The following is an 18862-nucleotide window of genomic DNA, read 5'->3' as shown; positions in this document are numbered from 1 at the left end:
CGGTACTCTTCTCGGTGTTGCTATGAAGGTTAAGATAATCCTCGGAACGGGGAGAGAGGGCAGGGAAAGCGAGAGGGTTGCGAGGTATCTCCTCAGGAGAGCGAAGGAGCGCTTCGACGCCGAGCTCATAGACGTGAGGGACTACAAACTCTGCTACACCCACCGCTGGAAGGTCCCGCCCGAGGTCGAGGACTACCGGCGGAAAATGCTTGAGGCCGACGCCCTAATCATCGTCGCTCCCGAGTACAACGGCGGTTTTCCCGGGGAGCTGAAGGTTCTGCTGGATACGCTCTTCGAGGAGTACGAGGGGTTGCCAGTAGGAATCGCCACAGTTTCGAGCGTTACCGGCGGGGCGAGGCTTCTGCAGGAGTTAAAGCTCCTCGCGACGAACTACCGCATGCTACCCGTCTCGTGGGTGCTCTTCTACAACGTGGGCGAGCTCTTCGAGGGGGACGAGCTGAAGGACGAGAAGTACCTCGAGAGGGTTGAGAGGTTTTTCGAGAGGCTTGAAAAGTACGCCACCGCGCTGAAGCCGGTTAGGGACGAGGTCAGGAGGGAGCTGAGATGAGAATTTTTAGGGTTCCGAGGGAGCCCGGGGCTGGAGGAACGATAATCCTCGCCATGATTGGTGGCTTACTCCTCAGCGGTGCCAGTTTGGTTGGCTGGCTAATCGGCCTCGCCGTCGCTCTGGTAACTTTCTTCACCTTCGACTACGCCTTTGACTCCTACCGCGCGTGGAAGCTCAGAGATATGGCCGTCGCGCTGGGACTGAACGGTCTGGCGTATCTCCTTCCGGCTCTCTACTGGGGAACGGTCGATGAGCTCATCATTCCCCTCGCCATCGTTGGAGTTATCTTCGCCCTCCACTTCGCCTTCTCCCGGGCAAAGGGCTGGAAGAACCCGGTAACGTATGCACTCGGAAACCTACTGCCGGCCGTCCCGGCCCTCTTCGCTCCGGCCGTGTCAGGTAAGCCCTTCACGGATAAGGTGCTCGTATTCTGGTTCCTCCTGGCTTACTACGAGGCCATTGGAGCCGCTTATGTGGAAACGAAGCTCGCCTTCAGGAAGTTCCCGCGAAAGTACCCGCTGATAGCCTGGATTCCCGCTTTCATTGTGGTTCTCTACAACCCCTACCTTACCATAGCCCTCATCGAGCCAACAATTAGACTCGTGAGGAACCTGAAGGACACCACTTACGTGGCCAGGATAGAGGACATCAAAAAGCTCGGCTGGAGCGTCTTCAGGAGCGTGATGCTTCTCTACCTCCTAACGCTGGCGATACTCTACCTGACGTGATAGTCATGCCCTTCAATCCCGCTTTCGCGGACACTCTCGACAACCCCGAGCGCAGGAGGGCGCTTCCAGTAAAGGAGATACTGCGCTATCTACTGGCTCTGAAGATGGAGAGAAAGGTTGCCGTTGACGTCGGAGCCGGAACCGGCTACCTCACCGTTCCGCTCTCGTGGGTCTTTGAGAGGGTTTACGCGGTCGAAGCGAATCCGAAGATGGCGAAGTTACTGAAAGAGAACATCGAGGGTAGGGGCATCGCGAACGTCGAGATAATCCTCTCGGAGAAACCGCCCGAGCTCCCGGAGAGGCCGAACCTCGTTGCTTTTTCCCTCTCGCTCCACGAGGTCGGTGACTGGCGGGGTTATCTGAGATGGGCGTCGAGGGTGGACTACGTTCTCGTAATCGAGTGGTGCCCCGAGTCAGAGCGCGGTCCGCCGAGGGAGGAGAAGATTCCGCGAGAGGAGTTGATTGAAGTTGAGGACTTTGAGGTCGTCCTCTCGAGGGTGCGGTTTCCTTACTACCTCGTGATTTTGAGGCCGGTGCGAAGGGGTTAAATAGTTCCGGGACAAGACGAGATTGGTGGGAAGATGGAGATAGTCATACCCGATGACGTTCTCGTTTCCCTCAAGCTCCCAAAGAGCGAGGTTGAAAGGGAGCTAAAGCTTGAGTTAGCCATTATTCTCTACTCCAGAGGTGCATTATCCCTTGGAAAAGCCGCCAAGCTAGCCGGGCTTACGAAGAGGGAATTCCTTGAGGAGCTTGCAAGGCGGAGAATCCCGAGGCACTACACTGAGAGAGAGCTTGAGGAGGATTTGGACTTTGCCCGTGGTTAGCAACTCCACTCCCCTCATTCACCTCGCCAAAATCGGCAGGCTTGAGCTTTTGAGTGAGTTCTTTGGTGAGGTTATCATTCCAAAGGCTGTTTACAGGGAGTGCGTCCTTGAGGGAAAAGGTTCAAGGGACGCAGAGCTCATTGAAAATGCCGACTGGATAAAGGTTGTGGAAATAAAGGACAAGACCCTCAAGAAGTCGCTTATGCTCGAGCTTGATGAGGGAGAGAGCGAGGCGATTGTCCTCGCGCTTGAAACCAATGCCGAGCTTCTGCTCATTGATGACTACGACGGCAGGGAAGTTGCAAGGGCACTGGGGCTGGAGGTTACTGGAACGATTGGCGTTCTGCTGAGGGCGAAGTTCCAGGGGATAATTCCGAGTGTCAAAGAAGAGCTTGAGAAGCTGAAGGAAACGGGCTTCTGGCTGAGCGAAGGGCTTTACAAAAGAATTTTGGAAGAGGTTGGGGAGAGTTAGGACTCCTTCAGACCATTGGCAATTGACTCTCCAAGCTTTTTTATGGCTTTTTCCTGTTCAAATCTCTTAAGTCTAGTGTAATCAATTAATGCGACTATTAGAAGTCCCAAAATTATCGGTCCAGAAAGAGTAATTATCCAATGAGTCTCGGATATGACCTCAGATAATTGCTTGGAGTCAGATACGAGGAGTCCCCCTCCAATGATTATTGCTGTTACACATTCAGCATATCCCTTTAGCCTGTTTCTTACTGCGAGTTCTGTATTGGTCAATGCAAAGAGTCCAACAAGAATAAACACAATGCCGACCAATTCCCCTCCCATCATTAACAAGGCACCTATAACTCCCAGTAATCCCATTTCCCTCCTCCCTCCGGGTACTTATAGATTTCCCTCCTCCCGGAGAGTATAATATTTGGGAGAAAGCCGTTCCGAAAACCAAAGCTCTCCCATCTCGCGTGAAAACCTTTTTATTCGGAAAACCGAACTAAAACCGGTGATAGTCATGGTGAAGGCCAGAGTTGAGAAGCTCTGCACCGACCCGGAGCTCTACATCATCAGGATTGACGATGATGAGATTAAGTACTTCGAGGCGACCTGGTACATTCCCGAGGGGATAACCTACAACGCCTATCTGATGAAGCTGAAGGACGCGGTTGTGCTCTTCGACACGACCAAGGCGGACTACGCAGACCTCTTCCTCGAGAAGCTGAAGGAACTCGTGAACCCGGAGGAGATAACGCACATCATCGTCCACCACACCGAGCCGGACCACAGCGGGGCACTTCCAAAGGTCCTCGAGGCCAACGGCTACAGAGCCCAAGTCATCGGAACGGCCTTCGCGAGGAACCTGCTCGAGGGCTTCTACGGAAAAGACGTCGTTAGGAACTTCAAGGTCATCAAGGACGGCGAAGAGCTCAGCATCGGCGGAAAGACCTTCCGCTTCATCACCGTCCCCTGGCTCCACTGGCCGGACACGATGATAACCTACGTCGTCGAGGACAGGCTGATATTCAGTTGCGACGCCGGCGGTGGCTACTCGATTCCCGAAACCATAGACGACAGCGATGAGGAGGTCGTTCAGCGCTATCTGCCTTACGTCACCAAGTACATCGTCACCGTCATCGGCCACTACCACAAGTACATCGTCCAGAACCTCAAAAAGCTCAAGAACCTCGGAATAGTTGACGATGCCAGGATGATTCTGCCCGGGCACGGAATAGCGTGGTGCCACAATCCGAAGAGAATCTTCGAGTTCTACGAGCGCGTCGGGGCCGGTGTTCCCGAGAAGGGCAAGGTTCTCGTGGTCTACGACTCGATGTACGGCTTCGTTGAGCGGAGAATGGAGATAGTGCTCGACGAGCTTAAGAAGCTCGGAAAGAAGCCGGTAGTTTACCGCTTCACCGACAGGGAGGCTCCAGCAGTCAGCGACATCCTCGGCGAGGTCCCGAGTGCCGAAGCCATTGTCATCGGCGCCTCAACCTTCGAGGCCGAGATACACCCGCGCATACGCTATACGCTCTTTGAGATACTCGACAAGGCCAACTACGAGAAGCCCGTCCTAATCGTCGGAGCGTACGGCTGGGGCGGGGTTGCGGGAAGGAAGATAGAGACGCTGATAACGAGGAGCAAGTTCGACCACGTAGCTACCGTCGAGAGCAAGGGAATGCCGACCGAGGAGGACGAGGCCAAACTAAGGGAAGCCGTCAGGAAGCTCGTTGAGTGGGCCTCGTGATTCTTGTTCCCTTTCTCTTCTCAACAGCTTTACTCTCTTCAGGTTCGAAAAGTGTTATATACTTTCGCTTCCATCTCAGTACGGTGTTTTCCATGCCCGTTGAGAGAGCCATGACCAGGAAGTTTTTGGAGGACGCCTTCGCCGGCGAGAGCATGGCCCACATGAAGTACCTGATTTTTGCCGAGCAGGCCGAGAAGGAGGGCTTTCCGAAGGTTGCCAAGCTTTTTAGAGCGATAGCCTACGCGGAGTTCGTGCACGCGAAGAACCACTTCATAGCCCTGGGCAAGCTCGGGAAGACCGAGGAGAACCTGAAGGAAGCCATAGCGGGCGAGACCTTCGAGGTCGAGGAGATGTACCCCGTTTACAAGAACTCCGCCGACTTCCAGGGTGAGAAGGAGGCCGTCAGGAGCACACACTACGCCCTTGAGGCCGAGAAGCTCCACGCCGAGCTTTACGAGAAGGCCAAGGAGACGGTTGCGAAGGGCGAGGATGTCGAGGTGAAGAAGGTCTACATCTGCCCTGTCTGCGGGTACACGGCGGTCGATGAGGCCCCGGAGCGCTGTCCCGTGTGCGGTCTGCCGGGCGAAAAGTTCGTGGTCTTTGAGTGATTCCTTCGCTTTTCCATTTCACAGGTTTGAACCGCAAACCTTATAAGTGCTCAATCCTATCCTACATCGGTGAAAGAAGTGGCAAAGTGGAGATGCATAATCTGTGGATACATCTACGATGAGGACGAGGGCGACCCGGACAACGGGATAGAGCCCGGAACCAAGTTTGAAGACCTTCCCGAGGATTGGGTTTGCCCGCTCTGCGGTGCGCCCAAGGACCAGTTTGAAAAGATAGAGTGAGGTGGTTGAGATGCTGAGCGAAACGGTAAAGAGTGGAGACTGGAAGGGGGAGAAGCACGTCCCCGTTATAGAGTACGAGAAGGAGGGCGACCTCGTCAGGGTCGAGGTCTCCGTTGGAAAGGAGATACCGCACCCGAACACCCCGGAGCACCACATAGCGTGGATTGAGCTCTACTTCCACCCCGAGGGGGAGAACTTCCCGATTCTCGTCGGCAGGGTTGCCTTCACCAACCACGGCGACCCGCTGACCGAGCCGAGGGCGGTCTTCTTCTTCAGGACGAGCAAGAAGGGCAAGCTCTACGCGCTCAGCTACTGCAACATCCACGGCCTCTGGGAGAACGAGGTCGCGCTCGAGTGAGCCCTTTCTTTTTCCGCCCCACCCCCATTTTTATTTGGAGAGTCCGAACGTTACGGCGGTCCAGTTTTCAACTGTCTTTGCCTCAATGCCGTTCAAGCCCTGGGAGTATTCAACGCCCGTTCTGCAGACCGAGACCGTCACGTTCTCCGGCATTTTCCTGAGCTCAAGGTGGTACCGTATCACCGCATCGCCGGGCAGGAACAGAAGGGATTGAAACGGACCCCAGAAGACCATAAAGTCGTAATTCTGCCCTACCGCCCGGCCGTCAACGTACACCCTAACCCCGCAGGAGTCTTTGGGAACGGCAATTAGAACGTCCACGACCACGAGGGAACCCGAGGTCTTCCAGTACAGCGCAACCCCATCGGACCGGGCCGAATGGCCGTACGACTCAAATGGAACGTGGAAGAGAACCGGCGAGAGGATAAGGGAAGCCGTGAAAATCGCGATGGCCTTCTTCGGCGAGAAGTTGATGGGAACGTTGGTCTTCGCGGTCATGGGTAGCTTCCAGTAGGAGTAAGCCTCGACGAAGCGGGCGATGGCTATCAAAACGACGCCAACCAGGACGGGAAAGAGGAGGGCGCCGATGAGGTAGACGTTTCCGGCGAGGTTGAAGTTCAGCTCACCCGTTGATTCGGCGAACAGGCCCATCCTCACCCGGTACACAAGAGCGTTCGCCACGAGAACCGAATAAGCCGGCGCGAGGGAGTTAACGAGTTTGTAAAAGCCCCAGGAAGGATTGAGAAGGACCCACTTGGAGCTTAAGGTTAAGAGATAAAGTGCGACAGCGAAAAGCCCCATCTCAACCGCGAAGAGCTTGATGGGCCTTGAATCAACGTCGACGTTCCACAGGTAGAGGCCGAGCAAGTAAACCACGAGGCCGAGACCCGTGGCGATGAGGGAAAACGAGCCGAGGAGCGGCGCGAGAATGAAAAGCAGACTTCCCGCGAGAAGGTATTTCCTTCCACTTACGGGAACAAACCTTTCTTCAACCGCCACTCTTATCCCCAACAAAACTACTTGTCTTAACACTTAAGGTTTTGGGCAAGGTTTAAAGGGCGAGTACCGTAGTTTCATGTGGTTGAGAGTTATGGATTCGTACTCTCTTGTAATGTCCGTTGACGGCCCGCTCGTCCTGGTCGGGGTCTTTCTCACCTGGCACCTGACGAGGCTCGTCGAACGAAACCGGCTTGGAAAGGAAAAACTGTCCGGGTTAATCCTCGCGGGAGGATTAATAACGGCCTTTGGCTTTACAGGGTACCTCGCCGGCTTCAATCTCGGAGTGCTGGTCATAATTGGCCCGGCTATCATCGCGTACGCCCTCTCAATGAGCGGACTCGTCGGGGCAAAGCTCGAAATGCTGGTTCAAATCGGTTTAATGGTCCTCTCAATACCAATCAGCGAAGACCCCAAAACCTATACAATTCTGATGTTCTCGGACGTTTCCCTGCTCCTCCTCATGGATGCGGTGGCCTTCTACTCGAATTCGCCGAAGAAACCCGCCTCGATGGCCCGCCTGTCCGCGTGGCTCCTCGTGGCCTTCACGGTCGTGAACGCGATTTACTACCGCTCCCTGCCGGCGCTCCTGCTCTACACCGCCTCCGTGTCGCTGTGGATAACCGCGTTGCTCCTCTCGTGTCCCTCGGCTAAAGTTCTCAACTCTGCCCAGGAAGGCTTATAACTGACCAGTCGAAGGGTAATCGGTGAGGGAAATGAAGGTTTACAGTCCAGACAGGGAGTGGCCCGAGCCATACAGGGCCGTCATCGAGGAGCTGAAGAAAATAACCGACCCGGTAACAGGAGGAGATATTCTCGATTCTGGCGTTGTGGCTGGCCTTGAGGTCACCGACGACACGCTCAAAATATGGCTTCGCTTCGAGAGCCACGCCGAGTACAACATCATAGGCGAGAGCCCCATAGCGTACTCCAAGATAATCGGAGACATAATGGAGCGGTTTGCACTGGTCAAGTTCGACAACGTCTACGTCTACGACCTCGGGAACAACGTTGTTGGAAAGTTCGAGAACAGGAAGGGTTACAGGCCTGAAGACCTCTCCGGGGAGAAGGTTTGAATGCCCCTCCTGGACTTTTTACGGCCCAAAAAGAGACCGGAGCCGGGTCCGAGGAAGGACCTTCCCGGGGAAGTCAAGCGCGTTGTGAAGCTACTCGAAAGGGTTAGGGACCCTGAAACCGGCCTTAACATCGTCGAGGAGGGCCTCGTCTACGGCCTCACCGTTGAAGGTGAGCGCGTCGAGGTCTTTCTCCTCATGGCCCGCTCAACTCCAGAATGCCATGCCTGCCAGATGCTGGCAATAAACGTCCAGAGGAAGATACTGGACGAGATAGTTTCGATTCTTAAAACGGAAGGGTTTAATACCGTGAAGGTGTATAACGAACTTGGACTGCTTTTAGTGGAGGGATGATGTATGGTTCCGCCCGAACTCGACGAGGGGCTTCCCCTCGAACGGATTAAGGACTTCTCGCTTGAAGAACTTCTCGGAATGGCCATAAAGGCCGAAATCGGCGCGAGGGAGTTCTACGAGAGCCTCGCGGAGAGAGTTGAGATAGGAGAGCTGAAGGAAAAGGTGAGCTGGCTCGCCGGAGAGGAAAAGAAGCACGAGGAACTGCTGAGGAAGATTTACGCCGACTTCTTCCCCGGAAAAGAAGTGGTCTTTCCGAAGGAGCACATAGGACCGGAGCTCCAGCCCGTTGCCAGGAAGCTCGATAAGGTGGAGGATATAATAGACTTAATCAGGTGGGCAATGAAGGCCGAGGAGATAGCGGCTAAGTTCTACGCCGAGCTTGAGAACATGGTCGGGGACGAGAGGAAGAAGAGGCTAATGCGCTACCTCAGCGACATGGAGTGGGGCCACTACTACAACCTCAAGGCTGAATACGAACTCCTCCTCGACTGGGCGATGTACGACCAGATGATGCACGTTGGGCCTTAATGTTCTGTTTTCTCTTTTGATAGTAAAGTATTTAAAGTTAGAAGTTGTTATTCCCATGAGTCAACATGGACTTCAGAAAGTTCGTGAGGTTGTTGGACTCGGGCAGTATTTCAGAAATCCTGCTGACCGACCACGTCAAGCTGAGATTAAAGCAGAGAAACGTTGACCCCAAACTCGTTGAGGAACTTCTACTGAAGAGGCAAAAGGCCCTTCGAGGGGTCGAACATCAAGGAGGCAACAGGTTTAAATCAACGTACGTACATCCAGAATCGAGAGGTATGGACTTGGTTATCGTCGTTGAAGCGAGGGAACGGAAGAGCAAGATGAGACTAACCGTGATTACCGCATTTCCACAGCCTGCAAGCAGACGTATCCGGGTGAGTGAAGATGGAGAGAAGTGTTAGAGGAATACAACCCATTGACTACGACCCGGTAGTGGATTCTCTGTTCGTAAGCGTTCCTAATCGGAAGTATGAGTACTCCATCATGGTCGGCGATGACTTAATCCTCGATTTTGGAAGGATTCCCCCCGGTGAAAAACAGACCATTGTGGGGTTTGAACTGTTAAACGCTTCGGAAAAATTTGGAATTGACAGACACCTTTTGAAGAACATCAGGAGACTTCACGCGGAGATAACCATCGATGAAAAAACCATTAAGCTAAAACTTTCCTTGGTCATCTCCCATCGTAGAAAAGAAAGAGAGCGCTCCAAGGTCTTAGAAGTGGCGAATTTAGGAGTTCCACCAATGGTTTCTTCAATCAACATCTGAGCTCAAAGCTCCACCTTTATCCCCGTCTCTTCCTCAACCTCTTCGAAGCCCTCCTTCATGTACTTCGCGAGCTCCTCGTCAACGGCGAAGAGAACCGCCATGAACTCTCCAAAGTGCTCCTTCTCCTCGTTGGCGACGTCAAGGAAGACGTGCCTAATCTTCTCGTCCTCGATGTGCTCCGCCAACTGTTCGTAGAAGCTTATCGCGTCGAGCTCGGCCTCGATGGCCCAGCGCAGGGCCTGGGCGATTTCCTTCTTACTCAACGGCCGGTCCTTCGGCAACTCAAACGGATATTTGGCCAGCATGGTATCACCCCCATCAAAACCCTCAGAATCCACAAAAGGAAAGCGTCAGTACACCTCAAGGCTGAAGTCCTGGTAGTCCATCCAGATACCTGTCTTCATGACCGCATCGTACTGCGCCTTGAGCAACTCGTAGTGGGCCTTCTCTATCTTCGCCAGCTCCTCAAAGAGCCGTTTAACCGACTCGTGCCTTGCTTCCTTCGAAGCGTTCTCGTAGAACTCCCACGTGAGCTTTTCCTGCTCCATTCCAATCCTCACGGCATCGACTTCGCTTTCAATCTCCCCGGCCTTCACCAGGAGCTTTTCGAGGAGCTCTTCGCTTACGGCCGGTAACTTGCACTCCTCCGCAACGCGCTCAAGGAACTTCTCCTCGAACTCCTCCCAGTGGTCGGCCTCCTCCTTGGCCAGGAAAAGGAACATCTTTCTGGCCCTCTCGTCCTTTGTCTTCCTTGCGAGGTCGAGGTAGAAGCGCATCTCGGCCTTCTCAACCTCCAGGGCCAAAGCTAAAGCCTCAAGCTCGTCCATAAAACCACCACAGTTATTTTAACTCCAACCCTAATAACCTTTGGGGGACGGAGATGAACATTGAAATGGTCAAAGACCCGCTCGCCCTGAAGGAGGAGCTTTTGAGGTTCGTCTTCGAGGTTTACCGCTCAACGAACGGCGCTTATCCCGCTCTGGAGTGGGTCGAAGAGAAACCATCGCCGGACGACTTCGAAGGTTTCAGGAGAGTTTACGAGCCGTTCCTCGAGTTCAGGCTCGGAGAGGAGTTCGACGAGCTCTACCTGCTGAGGGAAAGGCGGAAAATCGCCGGAACCGTGGCGCTCGTCTACAACCTCAAGGGCAAGGAAATCCACTGGGTTCCCGATGGGCTGAAGAACGAAAGAACGGGCCTCATCGAGTTCTTCATGACCGGCCCGGAATACAGGGGAAGGGGGTACGGAAAGGCCCTGCTCGATTTCGCGGTGAAGAGGCTCCTTGAGCTTGGAAAGACGCCCTACGTTGTAACGTTTCCCTGGCTTGAGGCCTACGGCTACTACATCAGGAAGGGCTTTGAGAAGGTCATGGACTACGGGGAGTTCGTGGTGCTCAGGTGGGAACAACCTTAAAAACCCCTCATGGGAGGCTGGAACATGCTCTACGTTGAGATACTCGGAAACCTGCCGGAGATGGCGAGGGACGAGGTAAAGGCGATGCTCGAACTCGGGGGAGGGAAGATAGTCGGCCAGGACTATCTCTTCCTGAAGGTTGACGCTCCCGAGAGGGCCTTCCCCTTCCTTGACCGCCTCGGCCTTGCCCACGAATACGGTGAGCTACTGGTTGAAGCTGATTCCGTTGACGAACTACTCAGGAAGGCCAAAGATGTGGAGTGGCCAATTGAAGGCACGTTTAAGGTTGACACCGAGACGATGGCCAACTGCAGGCACGATGTCCTCGACCTGCCGAGGAAGCTCGGGGCGGTGATTCACTCCCAGGGCCACCGCGTGAACCTCTCAAGGCCCAACACGCTCGTCCGCGTTTACTGCGGTGAAAAGCTTTACGCGGGGATAAGGCTACGTTTCTTCGACCCTAAGGACTTCGAGAGGAGAAAGGCCCACCACAGGCCGTTTTTCCGGCCGATTTCGCTCCACCCGAGGGTTTCGCGCGCGCTGGTGAACCTGACGAAGGCCACCAAAGAGCTCCTCGACCCCATGATGGGAGCCGGCGGGATACTCATCGAGGCGGGCCTGCTCGGGCTCAAGGTTTACGGCGTTGACATAAAGCCCGAGATGGTTGAAGGGGCCGAGATGAACCTCCGGCACTACGGAGTCAGAGACTTCGAGCTGAAGCTCGGCGACGCGACGAGGCTTGAAGAGCTCTTTGATAAAAAGTTCGAGGCGGTAGCAACTGACCCTCCCTACGGAACGGCAGCAACGCTCGCCGGGAGGAAACGGGAAGAGCTCTACAGGGCCGTTTTGAGGAGCATCTACAACGTCCTTAAACCCGGCGGAAGGCTCGCGATAGCTTTTCCAACGAGCTTCGACGGAATGGGCGAGGCCGAAAAGCTGGGCTTCAAGATGCTTGGACGCTACTACCAGAGGGTTCACAAGAGTCTTGAGAGGTACTTCTACGTGTTTACGAAGGATTAAATTACAACGACTGCTTAAGGTGAATCTGGAAAAACTTTTTTAGAAGTTTTTTAATAAAAATTTAGGGGGTGCACCATGAAGGCTATAGGTTTCTCAGAATATTTTCGTAACCTTCAACCTGGTGAGGATGTGATTCTTGAGTATTCCTCCCAAGACCCTGCTTATATCCTGTTAGGAACTCTCATTGAGTGCCTTCTGGAACACAATTCGCCAATTCTCCTCGTTGATGAGCTGGACCAACTTCATGTCTTTAAAACACATATGGAACTTGCCGGTTTTGATACAAGCTACCTCAACGGGATTAAGGTGATAAAAATTGGTGGTCTTATTCAAACAGGGAACGTCGTGGGATGGATTGAGCTTAGTAAAGAGCTACCAATACGAAAGAAGCGCTACGAAGAGGCCCTGAAGAAGGCCAACCTTGAATTTGCATTTAGGATAGTCCTTGGATTTGACAAGGTACTCTCAATTCATGAGGAGGACAGACGTGACCTTGAGTCACTCTTTAACCATATGATTCGCCCTTACCTTGGGAGTAAAAGCAGGACAACGATATATTTCATCAATACGGACATCATAGCGGATAGAACTCTGAAGGAGTTCCAAGAACACGCCAGCAGGGTCCTCCAGGTTAGGCACGACCTCGATAAAATGGTTCTTAAGATAGTGAAGTCTCCGCACTTAAAAGAATACGGAGAAGAAATAGCGATTCCCTTAGAATGATACGTTTTAACCCTCAAGCCAGATTTCGAGCCTCTGCTTCCCCTTTCCGAGGCTGGAGCGCTTGAACTTCTTCAGGTGGCCGATTTCCTTTATGTCCCTCACGTGGGTTCCACCGCAGGGAATGACCTCGAAGTCCCGTATCTGGGTGTATCTTGTTTCTCCTTCCCACCATATCTTCATCTCTCCGCCTTCGTCGACGAGCCTGTTGAAGGTCTCGATTATCTCTTGCTTCCACTTGTTCACGTTCTCCGGGTAAACGATGTCGAGCCTACCCTTCTCGGCGCTCATTCCGCTTCCGTAGGGCTCCCACTTCTCAGGCAGGACGACGTTGAGGACGTGCTCGAGGAGGTGCATGGCGCTGTGGATTCTCATTAGCTTGTAGCGGTAGTCCCAGTCTATCTTAAGCTCAACCTCGTCGCCGGGCTTGAACTTCTCCGGCTCCGCAACGACGTGCCAGACGTTGCCTTGGTCGTCCTTGTAGACGTCAAGTACCTCGACGCCGTTTATCGTTCCCCTGTCGTGGGGCTGACCCCCGCCGGTTGGGTAGAATATCGTCTGGTCGAGGAGCAGGGCGTTATCCTTCACCTCAAGAACCTTCGCCCTGGCCTCCTTGAGGTAGGCGTCCTCATAGTAGAGCTTGCGGGTCATTTAAACCACCGTAGAAAAGAGGGCGCGGGAGTTTAAATGGGTATCGAAAAGGAAAGAATGAAAGGTCACTTCCTCCTCCTGAGGAGGAGCGGTATTATTGCGAGTCCGACTATTGCGGCCGGACCGCAGATACCCTTCTTCGCTGATGAGCTCGTGGAGGTCGCAGTGGGGCTTGAAACGGGCGTGCTTCCCGCTATGTTGAGCTCCTTTGTGAGGACGGCTTTGTTCCCGTAGAAGTCCTCGGCCACTATCTCAAGCTTGTATTTGCCTGCCTTGAGTCCCGGGAGTTCGACGATGTAGAAGGTGTCGCCGGGCTTTCCGCTGGCGGGCTCGGCCGGGAACTTCTCAACCTTGCCGTACTTGACGAGGTTGCCGTTGGAGTCATAGATTACCGCGTAGAGGTTCCTTATGCCGAGGTTGTCCTGGGCAGTGAAGTAGACGGTGAAATCGGAGTTCGGCTGGGGGTGGCTCGGCTGCAGGTAGGCAATCTGGAGGATGGGCTTCTCAGTGTCCTTGCCAGTGTCGATGACGAGCTGGGAAACTCCCTTCGGGACCGTTACGTTGAGGAGCATGTAGTACTGGCCCGCGATTTCCCTCTCTTTTATAACCTTGTAGGTGACGTTGGTGGCACTTGGGTCCACCTTAGCGTTGGCAGGAACCGGAACAACGATGGGCCCTGAAACGCTATTGTTGAGCTCGTTGATGAACTTAAGGGCGGTTCCAAGGCTCGTCTCGTACCTGAATATCATGAACTCCTGCGGGACCGGGACGCTTATGAAGTCGCTCCTGACCTTGTCGTTCTCAATCTTAACCGGGGTGTAAGGCATCTCAACGCTGCCGTTCTCGCTTATGACGACGAGGTTGCTTCCGTACCAGGTCGGGCTGTGCTTCGGGTTGGCCGGCGGGTTGGGCTCCTTGTCAGGAGCACCGGTAGAGGTGAGGGTGAGGAAGTAGTGCTTGTGGCCCTCCTTGTCAATGTAGAGCCAGTACATGTCGTGGTGGATGTGGCCGCTCATCGTGAGCGGGATGTTGTACTTGACGACGTCCTCGAGGAAGCGCTTCGCAACGGCCGGGTCAGCGCCCCAGTAGTGACCGACGTACTCCTTGAGCTGGTCCCAGTCGGTGCTCGGGTCGAGGTTCTTTATGACGCCGCCGAGGTAGTTCCAGCGCGGGGCGAAGAAGTACGGGTGGTGGTATAGAACTATCGGGATGTATCCCTTGTGCTCGTTGAGGACCTTCTCCATCCACTCAATCTCGTCCATGGTCGGGTAGCCGCGGTCGCCGCCGGTGTCGAGACCGATTATGAGGAACTTGCCAATGGTGACGTAGAAGTACGTCGGGCCGAGAATCTGGGTGTAAACGGTCGGCGGGTCATCGTGGTTGCCCTTAATTCCAACGACCGGGAGTCCTGAAGCGGACGCAAGCTTGGTGATGTTGAAGATTATCCTGTAAGCAGTGAGGTCACTGCTCGTATCGGACTGGTCACCGGTGTTTATGAGAATGGTCGCCCCCTTCATAGCCCAGTACTGGTAGGCGCTGTAAGTCGCGACGATGCTGTGAAGCGGAATCGGGTTGGAGCACATGTTCTCGAGCTTGTATATGTTGTTCTGGAAGTAGGGGCCGCAGACGTAGCCTATCTTTGCGCCGGTGGTGACGTGGGTGTCGCTGACCCAGGCAATCTTGAGGGTCTTCGGCCACTCCTTGAAGACCTTGAGACCGTTCGGAAGAACGAGGGTTCCCTGGTTGGTCTTTATGAGCAGGAAGTAGTCATCGGGGGCCATGTCCTTGGGAACGCCAACGACAACCGTGCTCATGTCTTTCCCCGCTGGAGCGGTGGCGCTGAGTATGTGGAGGTCGTAGGGGCCGTGCAGAATTGAGACGGCTTCTATTCCCTTCACGTCCAGGTTGTTCCCCTTCAGGTAGAGGGTGAAGTTGCCGCCCGGAATAGCGAACGCTGGAACAACTGGTGCCGGCTGGTAGAGGAACTTGCTGTACGTGTACGAATAGCTGCCGGTAGCCGATACTGGCGTTACGTTCAAAATCGCCAGTGCACCCATAAAAGCCAGCAATAGTGCCAACAGCCGCCTGGCCATGGTATCACCGGTGGGAAGGGGAGAAGAGGCACTTAAAACCTTTCCCGTTCGAAACCTGTCCAAAGAAACGCCGTTCACGGTCCTTTTTGAGTCTCTCCTGTCAAAAAAGATACCATGTAGTCCGCAGTCGGGGAGCGACCGCCGAGGTGTTTGTAGAGGGAGTGCATTTCCAGAATCTGGACTCTCAGCTTTTCCTCCGGCCTCACGAGGTAGCGCGTGAAGAGCACCGCCATCTCAACGAGCAGGCAGTCGGCCCTGCTGAATGGCCGAAGCGGCAACGCTCCCTCGATTTCGCCCTCCGGAATCAGCTCGCAGAGCAGAACCTCGGTCTCGCCGAGTTCATCCTTCCAGCGCTCAACCTTCCACTTCGCCTGCCCATAGAAGCCTGGTAAGCCTTTAATCCAGCGATAGCCGTTCACCTCAACGAACTCCAGCTCGACGGGAAGGTTCAGCGCGGTTCTGACGAGCAGTTCGGGGTCATTTGTAAGCTGAATTGACACCATACCGGTTTCGGGAACCTCACGGAAGCTCTTTCCGGGGAAGAGCTTGAACCTTAGCCTCTCGCCCTCCCGGACAACGCCAACGGGCGTAACGTTCGAACGCGTGACGAGAAGGACCTCGTAAACTTTCCCCTCCTCGAAAACGTCGAGCATTCCGACCACCGGGCCAAATGAAGAAGAAAAATCAGAGGTTCTGCTTGGGGAGGACGATTATGTCGTCCCTGTCGACGTAGAAGGTAACCGGCTGGGTCGGCCGGAGGTTGGCTATCTCCCTGTCGCTTATGGCCCTGGCTATGATTCTCGTTTCTCCGAAGAGGCCGACGACCTCGGTGAAGAAGCCGTAGTACTCGATGAGGTCAACGGTTCCCTCAAGTGAGACGGTGTTCTCGCCGGGCCTGAACTTTATGCGCTCCGGCCTTATGACGAGGACGACGTCCTCACTCTTCTCGGTGTAGTGGAGCCCATCGAGGCGGAAGCTCTCGAACTCAACGGTGACCTTATCGCCGTTCCTCTCGACAACCTTTGCCGGAATGACGTTGGTCTTGCCCATGAAGCTCGCCACGAACTCGGTCCTCGGCCTCTCGTAGATGTCCCTTGGTGTTCCGACCTGCTCGACGGTTCCGACGTTCATAACCGCTATCCTGTCGCTTATGGCCATTGCCTCCTCCTGGTCGTGGGTAACGTAGATGACGGTTATTCCGAGCTCGCGCTGGATTCTCCTGATTTCCGAACGCATCTCAAGCCTTAACTTGGCGTCGAGATTGCTCAACGGCTCGTCGAGGAGGAGGACCTTCGGCTCGACAACGAGCGCCCTGGCTATGGCAACACGCTGCTGCTGTCCGCCGGAAAGCTGGGTCGGGTAGCGGTTCTCGAAGCCCTTGAGCTTGACGAGCTCGAGCGCCCACTCGACCTTCCTCTTGATTTCCTCCTTCGGAAGCTTCTTGAGCTTGAGGCCGTAGGCGACGTTGTCGAAGACAGTCATGTGGGGCCAGAGGGCGTAGTTCTGGAAAACTAAAACGGCACCGCGCTGGTAGGAGGGGAGGTACGTGACCTCTTCGTCGCCGAAGTAGATGTGCCCGCTGTCCGGGTAGTCTAGGCCCGCTATAATCCTCAGCGTCGTGGACTTTCCACACCCGCTCGGGCCGAGCAGGGTGAAGAGCTCCTTGTGCTTTATGTGAAGGTTTATCCCCTTTAACGCGGTCGTTCCATCGAAGGTTTTCACGATGTTCTCAAGCTTGACGTCAACCATCTCAATCACCACCTCAGGTAAGACCGATGAAGGAGTACCTCTGCTTGGTTATTATGTTCGCCAGCACTATGGCCACTATCTGGACGAGCATGAGGAAGACACCCAGCGCGGCCGCGAGGTTGGCGCTTCCAACGGCGCTCATGATGAGTTCCCTCATCTTCGCCGTTATCGGGTACCACGTGGAGTTGATGGAACCGAGGGTGATGCCGACGCTCGTCTCGCTCATACAGTAGACGAAGCTCAGCATCGCTCCGCCGAGCAGGTTGAGGGAAATCATGGGCAGGAGTATGCTCGTCAGTGCCTTCCACCGGCCAGCTCCGAGGTTCATTGCCGCCTCCTCAAGCGAGACGTGGACCTGCTGGAGTCCAGCCGAAATGGAACGGGCCGCGAAGGGCAGACGCCTAATGGAGTACGCTAGGATAAGCGCCGCTCCAGGGAAGAACGCCAGCAGGTTCGTGGGGTCGAGAATGCTTCCCTTGAAGGGCGGAACCGTCGAGAAGAAGAAGAAATAACTCATGGCAATGACGATTCCAGGAACCGCTATCGGTATTGTGGCGAGGCTGTCGAGTATCGGGGCGAGCTTGGCCTTCTTGAACCTGCCGGAGGCGTATGATGCAGTAAGCGAAAGCAGGATGATGATGAATATTGCAACGGTCGAATACAGAAGGCTGTTGAGGATTACCCTCGTGACGTCGGGCTGTGTAATCATGGCCTTCATGTTGGCGAGTGTGAAGCCGCTCGGCCAGGTTCCGTACCACTGCTTTGAAAACGCGAGCAGGATGACTCCAATCTGCGGGAAGATGGTTATCAACAGGAGCGGAACGGCGACGAACGCGATGATGAGGGCCTGCCACCACTTGGGCTTGGCAACCCTCGGCTTCCATCTGCCTCCCTTGCTGAGCATCGCGTACTGCTTGAGGCCGACGTACCAGCGGACGGCGAGGAACATTATGAGGGCGATGGTGAGCATTATCAAGGCCAAAGCCGCCATCTGCGGGTTGCCTATGGCGAAGCCCGAGACGAAGGAGCTGTAAATCTGGTAGGACATGAGCTTCTTGGCTATTGCACTTCCCTGGAAGACTATCGGCGCGGCGAGGTCCTCGAGGCTGAAGATGCCGACGAGTATGGCACCGGCCATTATTCCGGGCAGGGCGAGCGGGAATGTAACCGTCCTGAAGAGGTGGAAGCCCCTGCTGCCGAGGTTCTCGGCCTGCTCCTCAAGGCTGGGGTCGATGTTGATGAAGCTTGCGTAGGCGTTGAGGTAGACTATCGGGTAATAGGTTATAGTCTGTGCTATGACGACACCCACGAGACCGTCAATCCATATTGGCTTGGGGAAGAGGTGCAGGTGCTGGTAGAAAATCCAGTTGATGATTCCGTCCGGGAGGAACATCTTCTTGACAACGACGACGTTGACGAAGGGCGTAACGAGGAGCGGGATGAAGAGGAGGATTCTCATTATGTTCTTGCCCGGGAACTCGTAGCGAGCCATTATGAAGGCGAAGAACGTTCCGAGGAGCGTCGTTAGAATCATGACGCTTATTGAGACGATTATTGAGTTGAGAACGACACCGAAGTCCCAGCCGTAGAAGTGGTAGACCTCATGGTTTCCGTAGGGCACTGACTTGACTAGGTATCCGTCCGGATGGAGGTTGAAGTAGTAACTCGAGCTGAAGATGCTCTTGAACCAGTAGAGCGATACGTGACCGTTGTACTTGAACGCCGTTCCTAGCATTACCAGGACAGGAATCACGAGAAACGCCACCAGATACAGCAACGGAAACAGGAAGGAGACTATGACGACCGGGTCCGGCAGCGGGGTTCCGAAGAGCTTTTCACTCCACTTGCTGACCTTCATGGTGTTACCTCCTCGCGGTTTTTAAACCACTCGCAACTACCTTAGGATTTGCGAGTTCATTTTAAAGGTTTCTGAAAAGAGTCTGGAAAGTTTGGGGAGATTG

General features: G+C 54.5%; 27 protein-coding genes. 18 read left to right on the top strand and 9 right to left on the bottom strand.

Going from position 1 to position 18862, the window contains the following annotated elements; translation table 11 throughout:
• Positions 1-22: 22 nt before the first annotated feature.
• Genes ACYQ04_RS04145 through ACYQ04_RS04125 form a run of 5 tightly spaced genes read left to right on the top strand, consistent with a single transcriptional unit; the run spans position 23 to position 2595 of the window.
• Positions 23-568, top strand: coding sequence for an NADPH-dependent FMN reductase (locus tag ACYQ04_RS04145; protein ID WP_460127572.1), 546 nt, complete (start codon positions 23-25; stop codon positions 566-568).
• A complete protein-coding gene (locus ACYQ04_RS04140; RefSeq protein WP_460127570.1) occupies positions 565-1296 on the top strand; it encodes a hypothetical protein in 732 nt (243 codons plus the stop codon). Before ACYQ04_RS04145 ends, ACYQ04_RS04140 begins: the two co-directional genes overlap by 4 nt.
• A 5-nt stretch (positions 1297-1301) precedes the next feature.
• Positions 1302-1844 (top strand): methyltransferase domain-containing protein, encoded by a 543-nt coding sequence (locus ACYQ04_RS04135; protein WP_460129840.1) that lies wholly within the window; start codon positions 1302-1304, stop codon positions 1842-1844.
• 33 nt (positions 1845-1877) lie between these two features.
• Positions 1878-2123 (top strand): UPF0175 family protein, encoded by a 246-nt coding sequence (locus tag ACYQ04_RS04130; RefSeq protein WP_460127569.1) that lies wholly within the window; start codon positions 1878-1880, stop codon positions 2121-2123.
• Positions 2116-2595, top strand: a complete 480-nt coding sequence (locus ACYQ04_RS04125; protein WP_460129838.1) for a PIN domain-containing protein — start codon at positions 2116-2118, stop codon at positions 2593-2595. The genes ACYQ04_RS04130 and ACYQ04_RS04125 overlap by 8 nt, the downstream gene beginning before the upstream one ends.
• Here ACYQ04_RS04125 and ACYQ04_RS04120 read toward each other — a convergent pair.
• A complete protein-coding gene (locus ACYQ04_RS04120; protein WP_460127567.1) occupies positions 2592-2954 on the bottom strand; it encodes a hypothetical protein in 363 nt (120 codons plus the stop codon). The genes ACYQ04_RS04125 and ACYQ04_RS04120 overlap by 4 nt on opposite strands.
• Before the next feature lie 145 nt (positions 2955-3099).
• Between ACYQ04_RS04120 and ACYQ04_RS04115 the strand changes: the two genes are divergently transcribed.
• The 4 genes from ACYQ04_RS04115 (at position 3100) to ACYQ04_RS04100 (ending at position 5535) form a co-directional block, all read left to right on the top strand.
• Positions 3100-4329 carry an FprA family A-type flavoprotein gene (locus tag ACYQ04_RS04115; protein WP_460129836.1) on the top strand — a complete coding sequence of 410 codons (1230 nt, stop codon included), beginning with the start codon at positions 3100-3102 and terminating at the stop codon, positions 4327-4329.
• Positions 4330-4421: 92 nt separating this feature from the next.
• Positions 4422-4937 (top strand): rubrerythrin family protein, encoded by a 516-nt coding sequence (locus ACYQ04_RS04110; protein ID WP_460127565.1) that lies wholly within the window; start codon positions 4422-4424, stop codon positions 4935-4937.
• A 78-nt stretch (positions 4938-5015) separates the two neighbouring features.
• Positions 5016-5177 (top strand): rubredoxin, encoded by a 162-nt coding sequence (gene rd, locus ACYQ04_RS04105; RefSeq protein ID WP_099211063.1) that lies wholly within the window; start codon positions 5016-5018, stop codon positions 5175-5177.
• 10 nt (positions 5178-5187) lie between these two features.
• Positions 5188-5535, top strand: coding sequence for a class II SORL domain-containing protein (locus ACYQ04_RS04100; RefSeq protein WP_460127564.1), 348 nt, complete (start codon positions 5188-5190; stop codon positions 5533-5535).
• 30 nt (positions 5536-5565) lie between these two features.
• On the opposite strand, the gene ACYQ04_RS04095 is transcribed toward ACYQ04_RS04100, so the two are convergent.
• Positions 5566-6534: a DUF996 domain-containing protein gene (locus ACYQ04_RS04095; RefSeq protein ID WP_460127562.1), complete on the bottom strand. Its 969-nt coding sequence runs from the start codon at positions 6532-6534 to the stop codon at positions 5566-5568.
• 91 nt (positions 6535-6625) lie between these two features.
• Here ACYQ04_RS04095 and ACYQ04_RS04090 point away from each other — a divergent pair, with 91 nt between their 5' ends.
• The 6 genes from ACYQ04_RS04090 (at position 6626) to ACYQ04_RS04065 (ending at position 9257) form a co-directional block, all read left to right on the top strand.
• Positions 6626-7216 (top strand): hypothetical protein, encoded by a 591-nt coding sequence (locus ACYQ04_RS04090; protein ID WP_460129834.1) that lies wholly within the window; start codon positions 6626-6628, stop codon positions 7214-7216.
• Positions 7217-7247: 31 nt separating this feature from the next.
• A complete protein-coding gene (locus tag ACYQ04_RS04085; protein WP_460129832.1) occupies positions 7248-7607 on the top strand; it encodes an iron-sulfur cluster assembly protein in 360 nt (119 codons plus the stop codon).
• A complete protein-coding gene (locus ACYQ04_RS04080; protein ID WP_460127560.1) occupies positions 7608-7958 on the top strand; it encodes an iron-sulfur cluster assembly protein in 351 nt (116 codons plus the stop codon). It begins immediately after the preceding gene.
• A 3-nt stretch (positions 7959-7961) separates the two neighbouring features.
• Positions 7962-8486, top strand: a complete 525-nt coding sequence (locus tag ACYQ04_RS04075; protein ID WP_460127558.1) for a ferritin family protein — start codon at positions 7962-7964, stop codon at positions 8484-8486.
• Between the two features lie 65 nt (positions 8487-8551).
• Complete coding sequence (locus ACYQ04_RS04070; protein ID WP_460127557.1) at positions 8552-8890, top strand: DUF4258 domain-containing protein; 339 nt, start codon at positions 8552-8554, stop codon at positions 8888-8890.
• Positions 8874-9257 (top strand): DUF2283 domain-containing protein, encoded by a 384-nt coding sequence (locus ACYQ04_RS04065; RefSeq protein ID WP_460129831.1) that lies wholly within the window; start codon positions 8874-8876, stop codon positions 9255-9257. Before ACYQ04_RS04070 ends, ACYQ04_RS04065 begins: the two co-directional genes overlap by 17 nt.
• A gap of 2 nt (positions 9258-9259) precedes the next feature.
• Here ACYQ04_RS04065 and ACYQ04_RS04060 read toward each other — a convergent pair whose 3' ends face one another.
• Positions 9260-9562, bottom strand: coding sequence for a ferritin family protein (locus ACYQ04_RS04060; protein ID WP_460127555.1), 303 nt, complete (start codon positions 9560-9562; stop codon positions 9260-9262).
• Between the two features lie 45 nt (positions 9563-9607).
• A complete protein-coding gene (locus ACYQ04_RS04055; protein ID WP_460127554.1) occupies positions 9608-10084 on the bottom strand; it encodes a ferritin family protein in 477 nt (158 codons plus the stop codon).
• A 53-nt stretch (positions 10085-10137) separates the two neighbouring features.
• Here ACYQ04_RS04055 and ACYQ04_RS04050 point away from each other — a divergent pair, with 53 nt between their 5' ends.
• The 3 genes from ACYQ04_RS04050 (at position 10138) to ACYQ04_RS04040 (ending at position 12411) form a co-directional block, all read left to right on the top strand.
• Positions 10138-10668, top strand: coding sequence for a GNAT family N-acetyltransferase (locus tag ACYQ04_RS04050; RefSeq protein WP_460127552.1), 531 nt, complete (start codon positions 10138-10140; stop codon positions 10666-10668).
• A 24-nt stretch (positions 10669-10692) separates the two neighbouring features.
• Positions 10693-11688, top strand: coding sequence for a TIGR01177 family methyltransferase (locus tag ACYQ04_RS04045; protein WP_460127551.1), 996 nt, complete (start codon positions 10693-10695; stop codon positions 11686-11688).
• Between the two features lie 75 nt (positions 11689-11763).
• Positions 11764-12411, top strand: a complete 648-nt coding sequence (locus ACYQ04_RS04040; RefSeq protein WP_460127549.1) for a DUF257 family protein — start codon at positions 11764-11766, stop codon at positions 12409-12411.
• A gap of 6 nt (positions 12412-12417) precedes the next feature.
• Here ACYQ04_RS04040 and ACYQ04_RS04035 read toward each other — a convergent pair whose 3' ends face one another.
• From ACYQ04_RS04035 to ACYQ04_RS04015, 5 genes are all read right to left on the bottom strand, one after another.
• Entirely contained in the window at positions 12418-13059 is a 642-nt protein-coding gene (locus tag ACYQ04_RS04035; protein WP_460127547.1) for an alanine--tRNA ligase-related protein, read from the bottom strand.
• Positions 13060-13124: 65 nt separating this feature from the next.
• Entirely contained in the window at positions 13125-15152 is a 2028-nt protein-coding gene (locus ACYQ04_RS04030; RefSeq protein ID WP_460127545.1) for a CGP-CTERM sorting domain-containing protein, read from the bottom strand.
• Positions 15153-15226: 74 nt separating this feature from the next.
• A complete protein-coding gene (locus ACYQ04_RS04025; RefSeq protein ID WP_460127544.1) occupies positions 15227-15805 on the bottom strand; it encodes a DUF447 domain-containing protein in 579 nt (192 codons plus the stop codon).
• Between the two features lie 31 nt (positions 15806-15836).
• Positions 15837-16901 carry an ABC transporter ATP-binding protein gene (locus ACYQ04_RS04020; RefSeq protein ID WP_460129829.1) on the bottom strand — a complete coding sequence of 355 codons (1065 nt, stop codon included), beginning with the start codon at positions 16899-16901 and terminating at the stop codon, positions 15837-15839.
• Positions 16902-16914: 13 nt separating this feature from the next.
• Positions 16915-18759: an ABC transporter permease gene (locus ACYQ04_RS04015; RefSeq protein WP_460127543.1), complete on the bottom strand. Its 1845-nt coding sequence runs from the start codon at positions 18757-18759 to the stop codon at positions 16915-16917.
• Positions 18760-18862 lie beyond the last annotated feature (103 nt).

This window comes from Thermococcus prieurii (genome assembly GCF_054657655.1).
Note: the sequence above shows the minus strand (reverse complement) of the source record. Positions and strands in the feature narration are given on the sequence as shown.